A 22,394-nucleotide genomic window follows, 5' to 3' on the forward strand; every position below is an offset into this window, starting at 1 on the left:
GCCTAAACTTAGATTACGTTTTTTTTGAATTGTTGATTTCATTTTACTTTATTTATTATTGTTTAAAAACTAACTCTTTTGAATTCTGATATTCTTGTACATATTGCACACTTTCTATGCCGGTATTTACATGATTTGACAATAAAGCCAAGGCTTTCTGTGTTTGTCTAAAAGCAACTTGAGGATCGTCATAAGTCCCTAACTCCTGCTTAGCCGCTGTCACATCATGGTATACATAGGTTCCTATACCCAGCAAAACAACCGCTGAAGCCGCAACCGACAACCAGCCCCAATATTTTTTTCTAGATTGAGATGGAAATTCGGGAGTAAACTTTTGTTCTTTTTCTTGGGAAAAATAAGCAAATAAAGGCTGATATTGTAGTAAATGCTGCGCAACATCTGAGGAAGAAAAATATTTTCTCAATTCATTTTCTTCGGCAATACTACTTTCTCCCTGAAAATATTTTTCTAATAGTATTTCTATTCTACTGGATTCCATAACTGTGTGTTTTTAACATCGATTCTCTTATCGTTTTTCTCCCTCTCGAAAGCGCCACTCGAATGGCAGTTTCATTCATATTCAAAATCTTTGCCATTTCTTCAAATTCATATTGCTCAATGTCGCGCATTTGGATGATGATGCGCTGTTGTTCCGGCAATTGATCAATAATTTTTTCGACCCAATCCAAGCTGTCACGATCTTCAATTTTTTGTTGTAATCCGGCTTCTCTATCTGTAAAATTAGTATGGACAATTTTTAAATTTCCAGCTCTTTTTGATTTCAGCTGATCCAAACAATAATTTTTAGTCATTGTCATTGCAAAAGCCTCCACATTATTATAATCACTTAAACCTCCGTTTTTATTCCACAATTTCACTAGAACTTCCTGAGTGGCATCCTCTGCCTCCTCGGTACTCACCAACAAACGCTTGGCTAACCGAAAAACTTTGTCCTTAAAAGGATGAATTAACTGGACAAACTCATTTTGGTTCATTGCATTGGTTTTAATCAGTCGGTTATACAATCAAGACGAATCACATTATTATTTGTTACAAAGAAATAGGAAATAAAACTAAAGTTACTATTTTTACGTTAATTATCTATATGAAAACTATACCTATGAAGACCACCTACAAATTGATCTTATTACTTTTCTTGGCTGCTTTTAGCTTTCAGAGTTGCCAAGATAACGATGATATTGCTGCACCAAAAAACCTAGAGGTTCAAAATTTCATTTGGAAAGGCTTAAACCAATATTATCTATGGCAGAATGACGTTCCAAATTTAGCAGATGATCGATTTGAAAACCAAGCCAAATTAAATGCCTTTTTGGAAGGATACCCAGAGCCTGAAAAATTATTTGACGCTCTAAGAGTCGACAAATCAATTGATAGATTTAGTTGGATCGTAGACGATTATTTAGAACTTGAAGGATCACTTCAGGGAACTACAAAAAATGACGGAGTAGATTTTGGTTTAAGCTATAAACCAGGTAGTAACACCGAAATTTTTGGTTATGTACGCTATATCATACCCAATTCAGATGCTGCAAACAAGGCCATAAAACGCGGTGACATGTTTACTGCTGTAAATGGCACCCAACTTACCGTTAATAACTATCAATCTTTATTGTCAGCAGAAAGCTACACCTTAAACTTAGCGACCTATAATGGAACCACAATAGTTTCCAATGGAAATTCAGTTGCATTAACAAAAACTGTTTTATCCGAAAATCCAATTTTAATAAAAAAAGTAATTAATTCCGGCTCCCATAAAATTGGCTATTTGATGTATAATGGTTTTTATGCCAACTATGACACCCAATTAAATGAAGCTTTTGCGTTTTTCCAATCAGAAGGAATTACGGATTTAGTGCTCGATTTAAGATATAATGGCGGTGGTTCAGTTGAAACTGCTACTCGATTAGCCAGTATGATAACAGGGCAATTTAAAGGGAAAGTTTTTGCAAAAGAACAATGGAATCCTAAAATTCAAGCCTATTTTGAAGCTGAAAATCCCGATTATTTAAATAATTACTTTACAGACAAAATAGAATCTACGCCAATAAACAGTCTGAACATGACCAAAGTTTACATCCTGACCACTAAAAGTACGGCATCTGCAAGTGAATTAGTAATCAATGGCTTAAAACCTCATATTGATGTAATTCAAATTGGAGATGTAACCACCGGTAAAAATGTAGGCTCAGTGACATTATACGATTCCCCAACTTTTGGCAAACAAAACAGAAATCCGAATCATAGATACGCCATGCAACCAATTGTATTAAAAATAGTAAACTCCATTGGTTTTGGCGATTACTTTAATGGGCTTACACCTGATGTTGAACAAAAAGAAACGATAACAACTTATGGAGTTTTGGGCGAGTCTACAGAGCCATTATTGAGCACCGCAATAGGAAAAATAACCGGAACAGCGAAAATGGCAAAGCAAATTGGAAAAGATTTCAACTACTTTAAAGATTCAAAATCTTTAAACGGACAAAACCAAATGTATATTGAAGAAGCTCCCGAAGGGCTTTTGAAATCTTTAAAATAATTGAAATACAACAAAAAGACGAAATACAACGTTATAAACTAGCTATCAATAAACTAATACCTTAAAAATGAAAAATACAAGTCTTTTACTTTTAGTGTTCGCAACGCTAGTTTCTTTTTCCTTTGTGGCTCCAAAAGCGACCGTTCTAAAACAAATCAACGTGGTCATTGACGCTGGTCACGGTGGAAGTGACAACGGAGTATCTATTGACGGAACTACCGAAAAAAAAATTGTAGAACAGCTCATTACAAAAATTCAGGCTTTCAATAAAAACAAAAACATTGTCATTCATTTCACCAGATCGACAGATAAATTTATCCCACTTGATGACCGGACTACATTTATAAATACGATTAAACCCGATTTAGTTTTATCATTGCACGTTAATTCCAGCTCCAACACAAACAAGTCAGGGATTGAATTTTATGTTTCTAAAGAATCCAATTCTTATGAAAAATCAAACTTAATTGCCGAAAAATTTCAATCCAAATTTCTAAGTGCGAATTTTAAAGTAGCAGAGATTAAAAATGCGAATTTTTATATTTTAAAAAAATCAGAAGTTCCTGCCATAATAATGGAATTGGGCTATTTGAGCAATGAAAACGACAAAAAAGTTCTTGTTAATTCTATGGAGCAAAATCAAATAGCAAAAAAAATAATAGAATGCATTTCGGAATTGAAATAATTACTACAAACAAGAAAATGTTTTTTCAATAAAAAGAGTAAGCCCCAGTTTCAAAAGAAATTGGGGCTTTTTGCAATACCAGCTAAGATAAGTTCTTTACTTTAAAACAACTCAGTTAAAAACTAGTTATTAGAATAAAAACCATTTGGCCCCATACCAACTGCTACTGTTTTCAATTCGGTTCCCGTTGTGCTTAAAACCTTAACAATACCCGCTCCTGTAAATCCATTTGCATCACCTGAATACACTTTACCATCAATCACACCAAAACCATAAAAAGTAGACCAGCTATTGTCAGTAACTGAAAACAAGGGCGTTTCACTGAAAGTTGTTGCATTCAAAGCCATAGCATATACACCAGTTCCTTTGGTATAATATATTTTATCCCCATCAATATCCATGTTCAAAGCTTTAGTCAACGTAGTAGATTCTATTGAAGTTGCCGTATCTGTTTTAGTATCAATCTTAAACAGTTTACTTTTTACAGTATTACCACACAAAACATATACAGATCCGTTTTTCTCTTCAATTGAATTGATTCCATTCTCCACAGTAATTACGCTCATGGCATTATTACTTTGCGGATTAACTACCGTTACTGTATTTCCACTTCCATAGGCTCCGTTCATAATATACAATTTACCATTGGCACTAACTATTTTCTCAGAAGTCTTATTAATTGCAATACTTCCTAAGTAAGCGTATGTTTTAGCATCATAGATTGTAACTGCTTTAGAAATTGAATTAGTAACATATAATTTACCTTCCAAAACAACGCTATAACGAGGGTTTTTAAGGTTTTCGGTTATCGTAGCTAAACTTTTAAAAGTATATCTATCTACTACCTTTATTATATTAGAGGCATTCAAAACAATAAATGCTTTGTCCTCAGAAAAGCTCAATGATTGGGCTATATCTCCTAATTCTTCCGCTGTATTTTCAGTTCCAAAAACGTCTTCCATGAAAACAGTTAAATCATTAGAGATATAAGATACCGAAGCATTTGGCGTACCAAAATTCCCTTCATTCAAAATAAGGACACCATTATCATAAGCTCCTAAGGGAACGTCTTTTTCAACTGTATCGTCATTGCTACAAGAAGCAAGTAATAAGGCACTTGCAAAAATTCCTAAAAAAACATGTTTCAATTTCATTGTTTAATAATTAAGGTTTAAATAAAGAGTTAAATTCCGCCCAGGCATTAGACGACTGGGTAAAGCTTCATATTTTTCATTCCAAAGATTGGCTATTTTAAAACCGATCTTACAAACGTCTTTTTTGCTAAAATTATAATCGATTCCAAAATTTGAAACATTATAATCACTTAAAATATATTTTGGATTGTTATCTGAAGTCGTAAAAACTTCACCAGTAAACATAAACTGATAATAGGCATTCCATTTCTTGTAAGAATAAGAACTGGAGGCTGTTATTTTATGATAAGGAACATAGAAAAGCTGTTTGTTATTTTTTTCGTCCAAAGAAACGGTGTAGGCATAAGTCCCATTAAAATCCAAAAAATGAGCGTTCCATCTCTTGTTCCATCCCAGCAAAGCCTCTGCACCATAAATAGAGACCTTGTCTGTATTGACAGGAGACCAGTTGCCCGAATTATTTGGCAACCAACGAATCATATCATCAATTTTAGAAGCATAAACAGTAGCCGTTAATCGAAAATCATTGTACTGAAACTGATTCCCTACTTCCACCTGATAGGAGTTTTCTGGTTTCAAATCAGGATTTCCGCTAGCTTCCCAATACAAATCATTAAAAGTGGGGATTCTATAATTTCGAGAAAAATTAAATTTCAACCTATAAATTTCTGAAAAATCATAAGTAGAACCTACCGAAAAAACAACCGGGCTTTTATAGACATCCGAAACTTCTTTTCGGGCACTAATTTCATAATTCCAATCTTGACTAAGACTTTGTTGGAATAACATACTTAAACCGCCAATTTCTCTGCTATTAGCTCCAATCCCCGAACCAACTCCCTTGTTTTTAGTATAATCCAAAATAGCATTCCAGTTCATCTTAGGGGACAATTGATAAGCAAAATCATATTTTGCAATAAGACTTTTAACACCTCCAGAAGTGAATCCTTGACTTTCTACGTCTTCAAAATACTTATAATGTTCTGTAATGTAGGCCAGTTTAAAGTTAGAAACCGATCTTCCGATATAACTAGTCCATGTCAGTAAATTTCTGGTATTATAATCTTCATATTTTGTCTTGGTAGCATAAAGAGAGGTCAAAGAAAAATGACGTTCGCCATCATAAATTTGACTATAAAATTTAATACTATTTTGGGCATTTATTTTGTATCCAAGCGCCGTACTAAAACTGTTATTATAATATTGCCCATTAGTATTCCTAGCTTCTTTTCCTATGAATTTAAAATCATTATCCGAACTATTTCTAGAAAAACTAGCGTTTGCACTCCACTTATTTGTTGCAGCAGTGAGTCCATAAATGGCGCTCAGCGTATTAAAATCTCCGTAATAGATTTCAAAGTTATTTTTGAAAGTGTTTGTGAATTTTAAATCATTGTTCAAATGAATCGTTCCGCCTATAGCTCCGCTGCCGTAAACGACACTTCCTCCCCCTGCTTTCACATCAATCGAATTGTATCCTCTGGTAGAAACCGTATTAAAATCAGTTTGACCCAATAACTGCGAGTTGATATTAATTCCATTCCAAACCACCACTGTTTGCTGCGAAGTTGTCCCTCTAAACGATGGGGAAGAAACCATTCCCAAGCCATTTTCTTTAAAATAAATAGCAGTAGTATAATTTAAAAGAGAGGTTAATGAAGATTGATTTTTACTGATTATGGAATCATTTAATTTTTGAACCGATTGTGAGCTCGAAAAATTTTTAAGTTGATTATCTGATACAACTACCTCGTTCAAAGGAATTGCAACTTTATTTTGAGCCAAAACAAATTGGCACGATAACACGATCGAAAGTAAAAGTAGTTTTTTAGCTGTCATAATTTCTGAACTTTTTCTCCCGAAAGTTCGATATTAGTTAAGAAAAAAGGCAGGTCTCCTGGCTTGCGTCTTGTTGTTTACCTTCCCAACACAAAATGTGCCAGTGGTTTTGTAGATAACAACAAGCTTGATAGCTTACAGTTGCGGGAACAGCTCAAGATTTTTGATTTTTGATCGCAAATTTTTGATTACAGAATAATTCTGAAATCTAAAATCGTTAATCTTCATTCTTCAATCACTTGATTCCCTTTTAATGTGATTTGCAAAAAACAAAACACAACCTCAATTCGGCTGCAAAGATAGAGTTAAAATTAGCAGAAAAACAAAACTAAACTGATTTTGAAGTAAAAAATTAAATAAAACACCTATTATCAACCATTTAAAACTACTAATAACAAATAAAATTACAATTCGATTTTTATCACAGCACCAAAATTGACTTGATTCTGAAAAGCATCTTTTAATGGAAGATCCGTAATTTTGCATAGAATACTTCTAATGACGCCAGCATGAGCAACGATAACTATTGGCATATTGTGTGGGTTTTGAAGTTCATTTTCTAAAAAATCATCAACCCGATGGTACAAATCAACAAACGATTCGCCATTAGGAACAGCTACATTGACAAAATCATTCATCCAAGGAGCAAAATCATCCGGAGGAATAGCGTCCCATTTCTTCATTTCCCAATCGCCAAAATTCATTTCCATCAAACGAGAATCGGTAATTATGGATGACGAAGAAAGATAATGAGCCAGCTCCGTACAGCGAAATAACGGACTGGAATACACAATCGCAGCTGGAGGAATTTGCTTTTTAATGGACTCGAATAAGTCTAAATAGGGTTCTAAAATCGAAACATCCGATTGTCCATAACAAATTCCTTTTTCACAAACCGTTTCGGTATGACGTACTAAATAAACTTCCATAAGGCAATTACTGATAGATAAAATACAACTTCACAAAGCTGTTGGGTGGCACCCAAACAATCCCCGGTATAACCGTCAATCCATTTCTGGAAATAACGGGCTAGGAAAAATCGAGTCAAGAAAATAGGAACTAAAACCAATAGGAATTGCCATTGAAAATAAGCCAATACCATCAGAGGTAACAATCCAAAAAACAAGGCACCAACCACTTCTCGCCAACTATAATTTTGCGCAATAGGTTTGCTTTTACTTGTTGCATCTTCACGTGAATACTCATGGGTAAAAACGATTGAAATCGCAGCCAATCGGCTCACAGCATGGGCGGAAACAAACAATATAAAAATTAAGATTGCCGAATTAAAATTCAGGATTTCTGAAGAAACAATTTGAGAAAGTGATTGATATTTCAGTAACAAAAGCAGTACAACACCAATGGCTCCATAAGCACCAATAGCACTATCTTTCATGATTAAAAGAATTTTTTCCTTGGTCCAACCGCCTCCAAAACCATCACAAACATCGGCAAAACCATCTTCATGAAAAGCACCGGTAACCAAAACAGAGGCAATCATGGAAAAAAGAACCGCTATCTCTGGACCTACTAAATAAGTAAACAAATAAAAAGTAGCAAAAGCTACGCTACCCACAATCCAACCGATAACAGGGAAATACCGACTCGCTTTATTCAAATAATCGGGATTGTGATCAATATTTTTGGGACATGGAATACGGGTATAAAACATTAAAGCCGTAAAAAATATATGGATTTCTTTTTTCATTTTTTTTTTAAAATACCTAATAAATTAGGGGTTATTTGTTAAGCGTTTGAACTGACACCTACCAACTGATCACTTCTTGCTCACCCCAGCAGATTCAAAACTTGCCATTTCATTCAAGAAGGTGACAGCCGACTCAATGATAGGAAAAGCAATTGCACAACCCGTTCCTTCACCCAAGCGCAAATCCAATTGAAGAATGGCCGAAGCTTCCAGATAATCCAACAGTTTTTTATGGGCCTGCTCGGCTGACTGATGACTAAAAACGGTATTTTTAATAATTAACGGATTCTTTTTACTGGCAACCAAAAAAGCCACACTACAAATAAATCCATCAACTAAAATAAGCATCTTGTTTTCATAAGCCTCCAACATTCCACCAGCCATTTGTAGGATTTCAAAACCCCCAAAATAAGCCAACTGACTTTCTAAATCTGCTGAACCGCTATAATTATCTATAGCTTTTTTGAGTATTATTTGTTTTTGAATTAACTTTTGGTCATCTACTCCGGTTCCTCTTCCGATGCAATCTTCGATTGGAAAACCGCACAAAACACTCATCAAAACTGAAGCTGTAGACGTATTTCCAATTCCCATTTCGCCAAAACCAATGCAATTGCTCCCGCTTTTGGCAATCGCTTTAACGATTTCACCACCTTTTATAAAACAAAGCTCCATTTGCATTTTACTCATCGCCGGACCTTCAATAAACGACTGTGTACCTTTATCAATTTTAGCCGAAATTAGCTTAGCATTTGGCGGAAAATCATAATTTACTCCAGCATCTACAATAGAAAGATTGATGCTGTTTTGCTTACAAAACACATTTATCGCAGCACCACCTTCGAGGAAATTACTAACCATTTCTCGGGTTACATCCTGCGGATAAGCACTCACGCCATGTTGAGCGATTCCATGATCTGCTGCAAAAACAACAATATGAGCTTGGCTAATTTTTGGTTCCAATGTTTGAAATACTTCACCAATTTGTTTGGCTAATTTTTCCAAAACACCAAGCGCACCGATAGGCTTCGTTTTATGATCTATTTTGTATTGCAAATCTGCGGATAAAGAAATCGACGAATCACTAATTAGCTCCTTATCCTTTTTTATTTCAACTTCTTGATGCAAAATTGCAATTTCCTCAACAAAAGGAGATTCTGATTTTTGTTTCCAATTCAGTTGTTGCAACATCGGTTGATTATCATAATTTGTTGCGGGTTTGCCTACGCAAAAGTATCCCAAAGGTTCAATATATTCTGGCAAACCTAATAATTGTTTAAACTGATAATAATTCAAAATAGAAATCCATCCCATAGAATACCCCTGCTCTGTCAAAGACAACCAGATGTTTTGAGCGGCACAAACCGAACTAAATTTAATCGCTTCATTACTCCCAACAGTCCCAATAGTAAAATTATTCAAAACCGAACGATCATAACAAATTACCAAACCAAGCGGAGCTTCTTCAATAGCTTCCAACTTTAAAGCTGTATAATCCGCTTTTTGTTGCTCATTATCCGTTTGATTTGCTGCTTTAGTATCATAGTCCAAAAACAATTTTTTAACGGCTTTCTTTATTTCGTCCGACTTAATCAGATAATATTTAGTGGCATCCGTCAACCCAACGGAAGGTGCCCAATGCCCTGCTTGCAAGGCTTTTTGAATAACAGCATCAGGAACTTCATCATTGGTAAAATGACGGGTATCGCGACGGGATTTTAAAATTTCGTCTAATGTTTGCATTGGTTTATTTTTTTTCGGAAATATTCAGAATCTAGACATTAAAACTCATTACTGTCCTTTTATGGTAACAGGAATTCCTGAAACCATTAATACCACTTTCTCTGCTCTTTGTGCTATATATTGGTTCATCCATCCTTGCAACTCGGTGAATTTTCGCCCAATGTGAGTTTGAGCATGAACGCCCATGCCTATTTCATTGGTCACAATAATAATAGTGGCGTTTTCTTGATTTGCTACTTTGTCAAATTCTGCTTTGGCTTGTTCTAAACACAAAGCAACATCATTTTTAGTATCTATAAAAAAGTTAGTCAACCAAAGCGTAACGCAATCAACGATGGCTACCTTGCCGGAAAAATCGATTTCACTTAAGTGTTTTTCTTTTTCGATGTTTGTCCAGCGTTCGTCACGGTCTTTTTGATGACGATCGATTCTTTCCTGAAAATCACCATCCCATTTTCTGGCTGTTGCAACATACATGGGCTTAGCCGATAATTCTTTTGCTAAATTTTCGGCATAACTGCTTTTACCCGAGCGTTCCCCGCCCGTAATTAGATATATCATTATAATTATTTTTTAAAATCAAAAGGGCAATGTCTACAGTCATTTTTACAACAATTCCCTCTTTTCAAATGAAAAAATGCTTTAAATACATAATTCCCATTCTCTAAATAGTAATCGATTCCTTCGATTAAATGAGTCGATTTGGGCAACAAAGTCGCTTTATTATGAAGCGCAGTTTCCGGAGTCAATGTATTTACATATTCGTCAATTTTCTGCGAACAGGATTTTTTAAAACAAACAGGACAAAGACAGTCAATAGCTGTCGTGGGAACAAATAACGGCGGAAAATCATTGCACCAACATTTACTTCCTTCAGTGGTATCGCCACAACCAAAATCTATACCGCAGCTTGAACACTGTTTTACTTTTATACGATTCATGTCGTAAAGATAGTATTTGTTGAATTTTATAGGTTCAAAAATAAACAAGATTTTTTTGTAATTTCTTTTACCTTTGCCTCAAACATAACCTAAGCCCATGAAAATTCCTTCCTATAAAATTCTGTTATTCCTTGTACTGGTCACTTTTATCGGCTGTAAAAAAACCGAAAAATCAGAAAGCAAATCAATTTCAAATACAAAAAATGAGATCGAATATGCAAGCAGTCTGGCTCTATACAAATACGACGGTTATACGATGGTAAAGGTAATTTCTCCTTGGCCCAATGCTGAAAAAGATTTTACTTACATTCTAAAAGAAAAAAATAGTATTGTCCCTGATAGCCTGCAAAAATACAGTTCAATTCAAGTTCCCTTACAATCTATTGTGGTCACCTCAACTACAATCATTCCTTATTTGGAAATGCTTGGCGTTGAAAACCGATTGACTGGTTTTCCGCATACTGATTATATTTCTTCCGAAAAAACCAGAAAACGAATCGACAATGGTACCGTCAAAAATGTAGGTCAAAATGAAAAATTAAACATGGAGCAATTGATCGAAATGACTCCTGAACTTATAGTCACTTTTGGCATCGACAATAATAATCCAATGATTGACAACCTTGAAAAAAGTGGTTTAAAAGTATTGATTCAAGCCGATTGGATGGAGCAATCACCCCTTGGAAAAGCAGAGTGGATAAAACTGTACGGAGCTCTTTTTGCAAAAGAAAAAGAAGCCAAAACCCTTTTTGACGGCATTGTAAAAAATTACAAAGAAGCCTTGGATTTAGTGGCCACCAAAAAACCAGCTGCAACAGTATTATACGGATCGATGTACCAAGATCAATGGTATGTCGCTAAAGCCAATAGTTGGGTTGCCCAATTCTTGAAAGATGCCAAAGCCCATTACCTTTGGTCCGATACGGAAGGGACAGGCAGCTTAGGATTGTCATTCGAAAAAGTATTGGAAAAAGCCAAAACTGCCAACTATTGGATTGCCACTGGCCCTTATAAAACGGTAGCCGAATTGGCAAAGACAAATCCGCATTACAATCAATTTGATGCTTTTAAAACCAAACAAGTATATACCTTTGAAGGAAAAATAGGAGCAACCGGCGGAACCATTTATTATGAATTGGCTCCCAGCCGACCGGATTTAGTTTTAAAAGATTACATCAAAATCTTCCATCCTGAACTGCTTCCCAATTATACTTTTACCTTTGCACAAAAACTAAACTAAATTGGCCAACAAACAACGCAATATTCTTTTATTTTCCCTACTCGGCTTAGGTCTTGTCGTCTTGTTTTTTGTAAACATAAGTTTTGGCTCGATAACCATCCCTTTCAAGGAAGTTTACAACAGCTTAACCGGCGGACAGGCGAGTAAATCCACTTGGGAATACATCATCATCAATTACCGCCTACCCAAAGCCATTACAGCGGTTTTGGTTGGCATGGGACTTTCTATCAGTGGATTGCTGATGCAAACCTTATTCAGGAATCCGCTTGCGGGACCTTATGTTCTAGGACTGAGTTCTGGAGCAAGTTTGGGTGTGGCTTTTGTCATTTTAGGAGCTGCTTTTATGCCCACATTTATCAGTACTATTTTATTGTCTTCCTACGGAATCGTCCTTGCCTCCACCATGGGAAGTTCTATTGTTTTACTGGCTGTATTACTGGTTTCGCATCGTTTGAGAGATACTATGGCAATCCTAATTGTGGGATTGATGTTTGGTAGTTTTACCAGTGCGATTGTGGGAACGCTAACTTACTTTAGCACAGCCGAACAATTGCAAAAATTCACCTTTTGGTCCATGGGAACCTTAGGGAATTTATCTTGGACGTCAATTTCGATTTTAACAAGCTGTGTTCTAATAGGTTTACTTTTGAGTCTTTTTAGTATCAAACCTTTAAATGCCTTGCTTCTTGGAGAAAACTATGCCCGAAGTTTGGGAATCAATTTCAAAAAAACGCGACTCATCATTATTTTGGCTACCAGCATTTTGGCGGGAAGCATTACGGCTTATGCAGGCCCAATTGCTTTTATTGGCTTGGCCGTTCCGCATATTGCCAAACTATTGTTTCAAACCAGCAATCATTCTATATTGTTCTGGAGCACTCTGTTGCTGGGTGCCGCAATCATGCTTGTTTGCGATGTAGTTTCTCAAATGCCAGGATTGGATATCACCTTACCCATTAATGCCATAACTTCGTTGCTTGGTGCGCCAATAGTGATTTGGTTATTGGTTCGAAAACGAAAAATGATGGGATAATCTTTTAATTAAAAAAGAAATGATAACACAAAAGTATTTAGACGAATTAACCTATGAAGTTATTGGTTCTGCAATTGAAGTTCATAAAATAATGGGAAGGGGCTTGCTAGAAAATATTTATCATCATTGTTTGATTGAAGAATTAAATGCCAAAAAAATTAATTTCACAACAGAAATGAAAATTCCAGTTCTTTACAAAGAGAAAGAACTAAAGATTGATTTCAAATGTGATTTATTTATTGAAAACTGTTTGATAGTAGAGTTAAAAGCAGTTTCAGAAATCAATCCTGTCCATAAAGCACAATTATTAACTTATATGAAACTATTGAAATCACCTAAAGGAATTTTAATTAATTTTAATTGTTTTAATATTTTTAAAGAAGGACAGCTTACTTTAATAAATGAATATTTCAGCAAACTTCCAAAATTTTAAACCACATAGATTTATAGAATTTGATTACAAATAAAGATATTTATAGAAATAAAATTATTTTTCAAAATAGATAAACCTATATGAAAAGTAAAACATCTATCTAATTCTTTTAGTATAAAAAAACTATGAATCTATGTGGTTAAAAAAAAAAAAGATGAATAAAAACATCCTGACCACTTCAAGTTTAAGCATAGGTTACAAAACCAAAAATGCTGTGACACCTATTGCCCAAAACCTCAACTTGAATTTACAGCAAGGAAAACTCATTGCTTTAATTGGAGCTAACGGAATAGGAAAATCGACTTTATTACGAACGCTTACCGGAATTCAAAAACCCTTGGAAGGCACTGTTTTTTTGAATGATAAAAAAATAGCCTCCTATACTCCATTAGAATTGGCTCAAAACCTGAGTATAGTTTTAACCGAAAAACTACCGCCCAGTAATTTGACCGTTTTCGAATTGGTCGCTTTGGGCCGCCAGCCGTATACCAATTGGATTGGGACATTATCGGATCATGATTCGTCCAAAATCAAGGAAGCATTGGAACTGACCCAAATCAGTCATTTGGCTACCAAAAAACATTATGAAATCAGTGATGGACAACTGCAAAAAGTATTGGTAGCACGCGCTTTGGCACAAGATACCCCTTTAATCATTCTTGACGAACCCACCACCCATTTGGATTTATTGCACAAAGTGGCACTGTTCAAACTGCTGAAAAAATTGACAAAGGAAACCAATAAATGCATTTTATTTTCGACACATGATATTGATATGGCAATTCAATTGAGTGATGATATGATCCTAATGACAGCGGAAACCGTGATTCAAGACGAGCCCTGTAATTTGATTTCCAAGGGGAGTTTCAACACTATTTTCAAAGACGAGCACATCTCGTTTGATTCTGAAAAAGGGAAATTTATGATTATTTAATCAAAGTCCTTTCAGTAAATTAACACTAACGGTAGCAATAGGAGAATCGGGGAATTTTCTAAAAACAGCAGCATCAGAAAACAAACCTGCTTCTGCAGCTATTTTATGCATGACCTCAATTTCCACGATGTATTGATCCGAAAATCCATGGGTTGCATCATAAGCCGTTGCGGCAGTTTTACCCAAATTTACGGCAGTTAAAGAAGGGGCGATAGTATGCAATTCAATCATCAGCAATCCAAATTTATGAACATAAGGCGACCATTTGTTGAAATGCTCCAGCAAATTATCTTCCACTAGTTTATTACTTATTCGCTTACCCCTGTGTGCAAAAGCCCCCGTAGATTGGCTAATTCTATCCTTGTTAATCTGCTTTGGTTGTTCCCAAATGCGGTTATGATCCAGAAACGTCCGAACGTTTAATAATTCCTTCAAATCGATATTATAATTCTCTTTTAAATCATCCGATAATAAATCGGGACGACCAATATCTCCCCAAATTACTTTGGCCCAAATATCCGCTTTTATTAAATTGGCTCGCGTTACTTTCAAGGCTGCCTGATTATAATCAACACCCACAAGAAACAACGGATAATCATCGAGCATTTTTCCGCGCAAAGTTTGTCGGTCAATAACGTCAAAAATATGTTGTAAGAAAGCACCATTGCCACAACCCATATCCAAAATTCCTTTGGGCTGCTCTTCTATCGGTAAATTGAATAATTTGATGATAATCTCATCTATCACTTTAAAATAAGTATCGTGTGCGCCGCCACTTCCCCACACATTCATCTCGCGGTCCACATGAATTTCATCTTCTCCTTCCCCCACATTTTTCAATACATTGGGATCGCCAAATAGCAATTCGTCCATTTTACTAAAAGTAGGCAAATAAGAAACCGTTACCCCGTAAGCAGAGGCTCTTTTGGCAAAAAACAAACCCGTTTCGGTAAATTGATAATTTCCTTTTTTCTCCCTAAACCAGTTCAGATGAACCAAGAAGTCAAGGATTTTCTTGAAATTGTCTGGGGATTTGTGAAATTCCTCCGGACGAAAGGAAATTTCCATGAAATATTTGTGAAACATCCCGCTCATACCAAGACGTACCAGCGTAGGACCAACCAAAGAGCCTTCAATATGTTTTAAAACTTGATGCTGTATTTCATTGACCAAAGGATCCTCCGAAAATACAATACCGTAATTCTTTTTATACTTTTCGAAAATGACACTCAGTTTTTCAAAAGGTGCCTCTTCAAATAATCGAGGATGAAATTGCATCGAAAATTGCAATAAGTCTACAACATCTTGATACAAAGGAAATAGTGAAAAAGCCATTTCGCTTTTTTCGGTCAAGCCAAATTTAATTTCCTCGGTGACATTATTGATTTGATAACTCAGAAAACCCTGAGAACACAACGCACGCAAAGCCACATTTAAATAACCCTCATTGGCTTTAAACTGCTTGCTAAGTTCGTTAAGCGTCGTCTCTTTCCTATCCAATATAAAAGCCAGAACTCCTTTTTTATGCAAGGCATAACCCATAGGCGCAGTGACCAAACCATCCAAATGTCTGAAAATAGTACTTCGGAGAAGAGCCTTATCAATCATAAAAAAGAAATTTTAAAATGAGTTGCAGTCAACCGCAATGGCAAACAGCCTACTCAAATATATAAAATTTCAATCTAACAGAAATCTTTTATAATTCTAAATTTCATCTTTTTACTGCAACATGATTTGCCTTTTGGCTTCACCAATAACAAAAGCTACGGAATTGGCAATATTAAAACTTCGAATCAAATTAGACATTGGAATTTTTAGATGATTCTCAAATTGAGCCAAAACTTCTTCACCCAATCCTTTGCTTTCTTTTCCAAAAACCAACCAGTCTCCATCTTGAAATTCGGTGTCTAAATAGGATTTCTCCGCATGGGAACTCATCAGAAAAACCCTGGACTTATCAGGAATTTGAGCGGTCCATTCCGCTACATTTTGATATTCAGTCACATCCAGATGTACCCAATAATCGAGCCCGGAACGTTTGAGATTTTTGTCATTAATCACAAAACCAAAAGGATGAATCAGGTGTAATCTACTTTCGGTTCCCACACACAATCGGCCAATATTTCCGGTATTATTTGGTATTTCGGGTTCTACTAAAACAATGTTTAACATGTAAAAAAGATTTATGATTGTTGATTAACGATTGCTGATTTTTGATGGACACCCTTGACTAAATTTCTTTATTTTTGACATTGAAATCTTCAACTTCGATTACTTCTCCAGCTTGTAAATCATTCAGATGTACATTACCAATTCGCACCCGAACTAATCGTAAGGTAGGAAAGCCTACGGCAGCAGTCATTTTTCGCACTTGACGAAACTTACCTTCATTGACTGTTATCGATGCCCAGGAAGTGGGACCGTGACGTTCATCGCGTATTTTTTTGCCTCTGGCGCCAAAATTAGGAATTTCAGCAATCAAAGCAGCTTCACAGCTTTTAGTGAGGTATTTAGTCCCATTGAAACCTATTTCGACTCCCGCTTTCATCTGGTCTATTGCTTCCTGAGTAATAATACCGTCCACTTGCACATAATATTCTTTGTCCACTTTTTTAGAACGAATGATTTCGCTCATTTTTCCATCGGTGGTCAATAGCAGCAATCCTTCGGAATCTTCGTCCAAACGGCCTATAGCCATCGTACCTTTGGGAAAATCGTACAATTCCCCCAACAGCTTCTTTTTTCTTTTCAATTCATAAATAAACTGACTCAAATAACCGTAGGGTTTGTGAAGGATGAAATGACGTTGGGGCATTCTTTAAAATTTGAAGCAAAAATACAAATATAGAATCCTTCAACTACAAAAAACTTCACAGTCATCTAAAGAAAATATTTACAAAAAGATTAAAATATATAATTTTAATCAGTAAATTACTATAAATCATTTTATTAAAAACCCCAAAACGAAATAAATCATGATAAAAAGAACTCTTTTGGTCGAAAATAAATCTTCGATAACCACCAAAAATCTCCAGTTAGTCATAAAATCAGAAATACGGGAAAGCAAAACTGGAAAATGTGGATGCGCCCACGCAACTGGAACTGTTTTAAACTGTTTTTTTATAGAATTTATCTTTGTTCCAACGATTTGGATTATTCGCTATATAATTCACGATATTTTGATATGCCTTTTCATCTCTGATAATATGATCGTGAAAAGAACGATGCCATGCAAACGTACCATAATCTGCCTGATGAATTAATTTGGAACTTGTTGTTTTATAAGCACCCATAATTTCGGAAAGGGATTTTATTTTTATGTCCTCTGAATTCAATTGATCTGTATCGTTCTTACTAATTAAGTTTAGCTTTAGCGAATCGATTTCAATTATAGCATGGATATGATTCGGCATGACTATATAAGAGTGGAGTTCAATATAAGGATATTGAATTTCCAACCATTGCAATTGATTATTTGCAATAATTCCATATTCATTCAAAATCATTTCTGATTCATTTTCATCGGGATTATTTTCATCGGGATTATTTTCATCGGGGTTATGTACGGACAGGTCGCGACCTGTCCCTACCGGAACCACATCACCAAAACAACATTCCATATTTTTAACACATGATGTCACGAAATACAAATTATTCCGCGAATAATCATATCCAACCATTCGATTTCGCTTTCTATTTTTCATAAACAATTGATTTTTTATCGATTACAAACCGTACGGACAGGTCGCGACCTGTCTCTTTAATCAAAATTAAATAATTTAAACATCCCTAAAAATCAATACTTTCAAACATTAGAAACAAAAAAATGCGCCAATATTGGGTTATCAAGCCAAAAAAGGAGCATTTTACTTTACGACATTCTCAATTAATCAACTGATATACAGCAAACAACAAGCCTACTAATATCGTGTTTTCTAATCTTTAATCAAACCACAACCGTTTATCCCTTCAATAGCCCATCCAATCGAGTTTGTTCCTAAATCTAATCCTAATATTTTTGCCATAATAAATCCTTTTGTTTCAATTATATAAATATAGTAAGAAAAACTCTACAATAATAACCTTTGTTTATAATTTAGTTTTCCCTATATTTGTTTCTGATTAAAATTTCTAATCTTTAATCTTATCATAATAAGGCTATATGCCGTAGATGAAAATCTTTAGTCCTGCTTCGGTGGGACTTTTTTATTCCATACCAGATCGGTTTCAAAAAAAAACTTTTTATCTTATCTAGCAAAGTTGCCAATTCTGGATTCAATAGAGTATTTCCCATCATTTTTAGCTTTTGGTTCGTGAAACATATTTGAAAATTGGTTACTTTTGTTAAAGTAGACACAAGTTCCTCACAGTTCCTGTCATACAAAACCAATAGTACTGGTATTGCACCAAGATACATTGGCTTTTTACCAACAAAAATGTACAACCAGAACAAGTATCTTTATACTATGAACACAGCAAGCAAACCAAAACACATAGGACGTAACATCAGCCGCATCAGGGAACTTCGCGGAATGAAACAAGAAGCCTTGGCTATGGCCATTGGTGTAAGTCAACAAACTGTTTCTAATATTGAAGGGAGTGAGACTATTGAGGATGTTTTATTAGAAAAAGTATCAGAGGTTTTAAATGTATCACCTGAAGGAATCAAACAATTTAATGAGGAAACAGTGTTTAATATTATAAATAATACGTTCACGGATAGTAGTTCAAATAACAATAATTATCTGTGTTCAATAAATCCTCTAGATAAAATTTTGGAGCTATATGAACGCCTTTTAAAAGCTGAAAAAGAAAAAATAGAATACTTAGAAAAATTACTTAAAGATAAATAACCCCATATTTTTAATTTGAATACAGCCTTTCCTCGGAAAGACTTTTTATTGCACCCCTCTTCCTATAACCATATCGTAAACGAAAGTAGTCTTGAATATCGGATTCTTTATTTATAATATTATTCGTTCCATTAATCTCCAAAAACCACTTACACCTGCAAATCAACCACACTCAAGGCACACCCCTCCAAAGCATAGTGCTTCCCATTGATATCTTGATAAAAAGACGCAAACACCAAACCCAATAAAGAACCATTTCCTCCAACAGCAGGAGCAACCAACTCACACGAAGCTTCACGATCCTCTTTCGCAAAATAACAAACCTCGCTCGTTTGCAATTGATAGTCTAGAAGATCAAAATCAAAACGAAGCAACAAAAATTGCAATCCGATATGAGTAGCTCCCACAGGAAAAGAAAGCGATCCCATTTTAAAAACTGGAACCACAAACTTCCCTTCTGCCAACGAAACAGTGTAAGCAACGGGAAATACTTTTTTAAAAGACAACTCCTTGTTAAAATCAAACCCATTCAACAAAGACCGTCCCTCATCGCTGGACAAACCTAATGTCAAAGTTTTACCCCCTCTAAGGGATAAAGTGTCAAAATTTACAATTTGTGTCAACAACGAAACCACATAATTGTGCATATATGGCTCGCGTATTCTTCGAACAAAAGGAAACAATGCTATACGCAATGCCTTTCCCGCCCTGCTGCAATACCCAAATTGAGAGGCATTCTCTCGTGTCCGTACATAATTAGCTTGCGTTTTTATGGCATCCCCTTTAAACCCGCCAGTCTTCCGAACAACAATTTTCCCCCTCAGCTTATAAAACGACAAGCCTTCAAAACTCCCCGTAAAACGAACAATCCCCTCTAATTTCCCCATAGGTAAATAATATTTAGCTATACAATCACTAATATAATTCCAACTTATGCAAAATCTTTTAAAATGATTTAAAGCATAGATATAGTACTCTTATAGCACTATAATAGTACTAATATACTACAATTAACACGACTAAAACACTAAAAATAAACAACTTAGATAAAACTCCTAAACAATCTCCCTGTGCATTATTGAGCAGATGCAGCTATCGCATAAGCTTCTTCTGCCTTATCCAATTATAAACAACCATCTTAAATAACCAAAGGGTTTATGAAGCATGAAATAATGGTGAACCATGTCTAAAAGTAAATTTTGTGCAAAAGCACATTTTTAAATTGTCTATTATCAATTTTAACGAACTCTCCTATCTTTTTTATACTTTTACTTTTTATAAAAAACAACCCTTTTATGTCAACTATTCTCCCGTTTTTATTGGTATTTATCATTGCACTTGCCCTTGGTGCCTTTATTGGAAAACTCTTATTCTCAGCTCGTTTTCAATCGGAAAAGATTAGTCTCGAAGAGAAACTGATTGCTTTAAATTCCCAATTCAATCAATTAAAAGAACAATTTTCGAATGATAAAATGACTTTCGAAAAACAATTGGAAACCATAAATTCTGAGAAAGAAATCATCCGAAACGAAAAAGACAGTCTGGCGATTCAACTTTCCAAAAAAGAAGTCGATTTCGAAAATCTTTGGGAACGCAACAAAGAGCAAAAAGACGAGGTTGAGAAACTACAGGAGAAATTCACCAAAGAATTCGAAAACTTGGCTAATAAAATATTAGACGAAAAGTCCAATAAATTCACCGAGCAGAACAAGGAAAACATGAAAAACATCCTGTCTCCTTTGCAAGATAAAATTCAATTATTCGAAAAAAAAGTCGAAGATACCCACAAAGAAAGTATCGATTATCATGCGGCTTTACGCCAACAGATTTTAGGCTTACGCGAAATGAACATCCAAATGAGCAAGGAAACCATCAACCTGACCAAAGCCTTGAAAGGCGACAGCAAAATGCAGGGAAACTGGGGCGAACTGGTACTAGAACGCGTGCTGGAAAAATCGGGACTGGAAAAAGACCGTGAATATTATGTACAGCAATCCCACACCAATAGCGAGGGACAGCGCGTGTTCCCGGATGTTGTAATTAACCTGCCTGATGGCAAAAAGATGGTTGTCGATTCAAAAGTGTCTTTGACCGCTTACGAAAAATACATCAATGAAGAAGATGATAATCTAAAGAACAACTTCTTAAAAGAACATGTGAGCTCTATCAAGCGTCATGTGGAACAACTGGGAGACAAAAACTATCAGGATTTGTACCAAATAGAAAGCCCGGATTTTGTGTTGCTTTTCATCCCAATGGAACCGGCATTTGCCATGGCGCTCAACGAGGACACGACTTTATACAACAAAGCATTCGAGAAAAACATCGTAATCGTTACGCCTTCGACCCTTTTGGCCACTTTGCGAACCATAGATAGCATGTGGACTAACCAAAAGCAACAGGAAAATGCCTTTGAAATTGCCAGACAAGCAGGTGCTTTGTATGATAAATTTGAAGGTTTCGTTGCTGATTTAATCAAAATTGGTAAGAAAATCGACGAAAGCAAAGCCGAATATAGCGGCGCCATGAACAAGCTGGTTGAAGGAAAAGGAAACCTGATTACCAGCGTTGAAAAATTGAAAAAAATGGGCGCTAAGGCTAAGAAATCGCTTCCCGAAAGCATTATAAACCGAGCTGAAAAAGACGAAAACCAATTATTAAATTAAACGCTATGAAACCGACCTACAAAAAAGTAGCTTCCTCTAATATCAGTATTTCGGAATTAATGTTGCCCTCTCACGCTAATTTTAGCGGTAAAATTCATGGTGGATACATTCTTTCCTTACTGGATCAGATTGCTTTTGCCTGCGCCTCTAAATTTTCGGGAAATTATTGCGTGACTGCCTCAGTGGATACCGTAGATTTCTTGAATCCTGTAGAAGTGGGCGAATTAGTAACCATGAAAGCCAGCGTGAATTATGTAGGTAAAAGTTCGATGATTGTGGGCATTCGTGTAGAATCAGAAAACATCCAAACAGGACTAGTCAAACATTGTAATTCTTCTTATTTTACGATGGTTTCAAAAGACAAAGATGGAGCAAATGCAATGGTTCCAGGTCTTATTCTTTCCAATTTAGAAGAAGTACGACGCTTCGAAAATTGCCTGAACCAAATTGCCTTAAAAAAGGAAAAAAAACGCAATAAAGAGGCCTTTAATTTCTGTCCTGAGGAAACCATCATCCGTTTAGAAAAACACAATGTTCTAATCCAATTAGATTAAACCTATAACCTTTATAAAAAGAGCCTAAAAATCCGTTTTTCAGGTTCTTTT

General features: G+C 35.5%; 23 protein-coding genes and 1 riboswitch. Of the genes, 9 read left to right on the forward strand and 14 right to left on the reverse strand.

The features are described from left to right. Positions 1 to 55: 55 nt before the first annotated feature. Both LNP19_RS00335 and LNP19_RS00340 read right to left on the reverse strand, forming a co-directional pair. Complete coding sequence (locus LNP19_RS00335) at positions 56 to 499, reverse strand: hypothetical protein (protein ID WP_230062835.1); 444 nt, start codon at positions 497 to 499, stop codon at positions 56 to 58. Further along, a complete protein-coding gene (locus tag LNP19_RS00340) occupies positions 486 to 995 on the reverse strand; it encodes an RNA polymerase sigma factor (protein WP_230062836.1) in 510 nt (169 codons plus the stop codon). Before LNP19_RS00340 ends, LNP19_RS00335 begins: the two co-directional genes overlap by 14 nt. A gap of 125 nt (positions 996 to 1,120) precedes the next feature. Between LNP19_RS00340 and LNP19_RS00345 the strand changes: the two genes are divergently transcribed. Together LNP19_RS00345 and LNP19_RS00350 are read left to right on the forward strand one after the other, a co-directional pair. After that, positions 1,121 to 2,560, forward strand: a complete 1,440-nt coding sequence (locus tag LNP19_RS00345; RefSeq protein ID WP_230062837.1) for a S41 family peptidase — start codon at positions 1,121 to 1,123, stop codon at positions 2,558 to 2,560. 67 nt (positions 2,561 to 2,627) lie between these two features. Next, entirely contained in the window at positions 2,628 to 3,245 is a 618-nt protein-coding gene (locus tag LNP19_RS00350; RefSeq protein ID WP_230062838.1) for an N-acetylmuramoyl-L-alanine amidase family protein, read from the forward strand. 122 nt (positions 3,246 to 3,367) lie between these two features. On the opposite strand, the gene LNP19_RS00355 is transcribed toward LNP19_RS00350, so the two are convergent. The 7 genes from LNP19_RS00355 to LNP19_RS00385 all read right to left on the reverse strand — a co-directional run bounded on the left by LNP19_RS00355 (position 3,368) and on the right by LNP19_RS00385 (position 10,630). Further along, positions 3,368 to 4,399: a YncE family protein gene (locus LNP19_RS00355; RefSeq protein WP_230062839.1), complete on the reverse strand. Its 1,032-nt coding sequence runs from the start codon at positions 4,397 to 4,399 to the stop codon at positions 3,368 to 3,370. 3 nt (positions 4,400 to 4,402) lie between these two features. After that, positions 4,403 to 6,238 carry a TonB-dependent receptor plug domain-containing protein gene (locus LNP19_RS00360; RefSeq protein WP_230062840.1) on the reverse strand — a complete coding sequence of 612 codons (1,836 nt, stop codon included), beginning with the start codon at positions 6,236 to 6,238 and terminating at the stop codon, positions 4,403 to 4,405. A 31-nt stretch (positions 6,239 to 6,269) separates the two neighbouring features. After that, positions 6,270 to 6,538, reverse strand: a riboswitch (cobalamin riboswitch). Between the two features lie 104 nt (positions 6,539 to 6,642). Beyond that, complete coding sequence (cobC, locus tag LNP19_RS00365) at positions 6,643 to 7,167, reverse strand: alpha-ribazole phosphatase (RefSeq protein ID WP_230062841.1); 525 nt, start codon at positions 7,165 to 7,167, stop codon at positions 6,643 to 6,645. Next, positions 7,152 to 7,946, reverse strand: a complete 795-nt coding sequence (locus tag LNP19_RS00370; RefSeq protein ID WP_230062842.1) for an adenosylcobinamide-GDP ribazoletransferase — start codon at positions 7,944 to 7,946, stop codon at positions 7,152 to 7,154. Before LNP19_RS00370 ends, cobC begins: the two co-directional genes overlap by 16 nt. A gap of 69 nt (positions 7,947 to 8,015) precedes the next feature. Then, the gene (cobT, locus tag LNP19_RS00375; protein WP_230062843.1) at positions 8,016 to 9,689 is read right to left on the reverse strand and encodes a nicotinate-nucleotide--dimethylbenzimidazole phosphoribosyltransferase; all 1,674 of its coding nucleotides are present in this window, start codon (positions 9,687 to 9,689) and stop codon (positions 8,016 to 8,018) included. Positions 9,690 to 9,737: 48 nt separating this feature from the next. Beyond that, entirely contained in the window at positions 9,738 to 10,250 is a 513-nt protein-coding gene (gene cobU, locus LNP19_RS00380; RefSeq protein WP_230062844.1) for a bifunctional adenosylcobinamide kinase/adenosylcobinamide-phosphate guanylyltransferase, read from the reverse strand. Positions 10,251 to 10,255: 5 nt separating this feature from the next. Beyond that, positions 10,256 to 10,630, reverse strand: coding sequence for a C1orf53 family protein (locus LNP19_RS00385; protein WP_230062845.1), 375 nt, complete (start codon positions 10,628 to 10,630; stop codon positions 10,256 to 10,258). A 97-nt stretch (positions 10,631 to 10,727) separates the two neighbouring features. On the opposite strand from LNP19_RS00385, the gene LNP19_RS00390 reads away from it, so the two are divergent. The 4 genes from LNP19_RS00390 to LNP19_RS00405 all read left to right on the forward strand — a co-directional run bounded on the left by LNP19_RS00390 (position 10,728) and on the right by LNP19_RS00405 (position 14,270). After that, positions 10,728 to 11,870, forward strand: coding sequence for an ABC transporter substrate-binding protein (locus LNP19_RS00390; RefSeq protein WP_230062846.1), 1,143 nt, complete (start codon positions 10,728 to 10,730; stop codon positions 11,868 to 11,870). Position 11,871: 1 nt separating this feature from the next. After that, entirely contained in the window at positions 11,872 to 12,903 is a 1,032-nt protein-coding gene (locus tag LNP19_RS00395) for an iron ABC transporter permease (RefSeq protein WP_230062847.1), read from the forward strand. Positions 12,904 to 12,922: 19 nt separating this feature from the next. Further along, positions 12,923 to 13,336: a GxxExxY protein gene (locus LNP19_RS00400; RefSeq protein ID WP_230062848.1), complete on the forward strand. Its 414-nt coding sequence runs from the start codon at positions 12,923 to 12,925 to the stop codon at positions 13,334 to 13,336. A 154-nt stretch (positions 13,337 to 13,490) separates the two neighbouring features. After that, positions 13,491 to 14,270 carry an ABC transporter ATP-binding protein gene (locus LNP19_RS00405; protein ID WP_230062849.1) on the forward strand — a complete coding sequence of 260 codons (780 nt, stop codon included), beginning with the start codon at positions 13,491 to 13,493 and terminating at the stop codon, positions 14,268 to 14,270. Here LNP19_RS00405 and LNP19_RS00410 read toward each other — a convergent pair whose 3' ends face one another. The 4 genes from LNP19_RS00410 to LNP19_RS00425 form a co-directional block, all read right to left on the reverse strand. Beyond that, positions 14,271 to 15,878: a class I SAM-dependent methyltransferase gene (locus LNP19_RS00410; RefSeq protein WP_230062850.1), complete on the reverse strand. Its 1,608-nt coding sequence runs from the start codon at positions 15,876 to 15,878 to the stop codon at positions 14,271 to 14,273. It lies immediately after the preceding gene. 111 nt (positions 15,879 to 15,989) lie between these two features. Then, positions 15,990 to 16,442 (reverse strand): tRNA (cytidine(34)-2'-O)-methyltransferase, encoded by a 453-nt coding sequence (locus LNP19_RS00415; protein ID WP_230062851.1) that lies wholly within the window; start codon positions 16,440 to 16,442, stop codon positions 15,990 to 15,992. A 58-nt stretch (positions 16,443 to 16,500) separates the two neighbouring features. After that, positions 16,501 to 17,085: a pseudouridine synthase gene (locus LNP19_RS00420; protein ID WP_230062852.1), complete on the reverse strand. Its 585-nt coding sequence runs from the start codon at positions 17,083 to 17,085 to the stop codon at positions 16,501 to 16,503. Positions 17,086 to 17,377: 292 nt separating this feature from the next. Next, positions 17,378 to 17,890, reverse strand: a complete 513-nt coding sequence (locus tag LNP19_RS00425) for a transposase (protein ID WP_230062853.1) — start codon at positions 17,888 to 17,890, stop codon at positions 17,378 to 17,380. Positions 17,891 to 18,736: 846 nt separating this feature from the next. Here LNP19_RS00425 and LNP19_RS00430 point away from each other — a divergent pair. Further along, positions 18,737 to 19,123, forward strand: coding sequence for a helix-turn-helix domain-containing protein (locus LNP19_RS00430; RefSeq protein WP_230062854.1), 387 nt, complete (start codon positions 18,737 to 18,739; stop codon positions 19,121 to 19,123). 149 nt (positions 19,124 to 19,272) lie between these two features. Here the strand turns inward: LNP19_RS00430 and LNP19_RS00435 are convergent, their stop codons facing one another. After that, on the reverse strand, positions 19,273 to 20,010 hold the full coding sequence (locus LNP19_RS00435; RefSeq protein ID WP_230062855.1) for a hypothetical protein: 738 nt from the start codon (positions 20,008 to 20,010) through the stop codon (positions 19,273 to 19,275). 408 nt (positions 20,011 to 20,418) lie between these two features. Between LNP19_RS00435 and LNP19_RS00440 the strand changes: the two genes are divergently transcribed. Then, positions 20,419 to 21,789 carry a DNA recombination protein RmuC gene (locus LNP19_RS00440; RefSeq protein ID WP_230062856.1) on the forward strand — a complete coding sequence of 457 codons (1,371 nt, stop codon included), beginning with the start codon at positions 20,419 to 20,421 and terminating at the stop codon, positions 21,787 to 21,789. A 5-nt stretch (positions 21,790 to 21,794) separates the two neighbouring features. Beyond that, positions 21,795 to 22,343: an acyl-CoA thioesterase gene (locus LNP19_RS00445; protein ID WP_230062857.1), complete on the forward strand. Its 549-nt coding sequence runs from the start codon at positions 21,795 to 21,797 to the stop codon at positions 22,341 to 22,343. Positions 22,344 to 22,394 lie beyond the last annotated feature (51 nt).

It is taken from the genome of Flavobacterium acetivorans, from assembly GCF_020911885.1.
GTDB lineage: Bacteria > Bacteroidota > Bacteroidia > Flavobacteriales > Flavobacteriaceae > Flavobacterium > Flavobacterium acetivorans.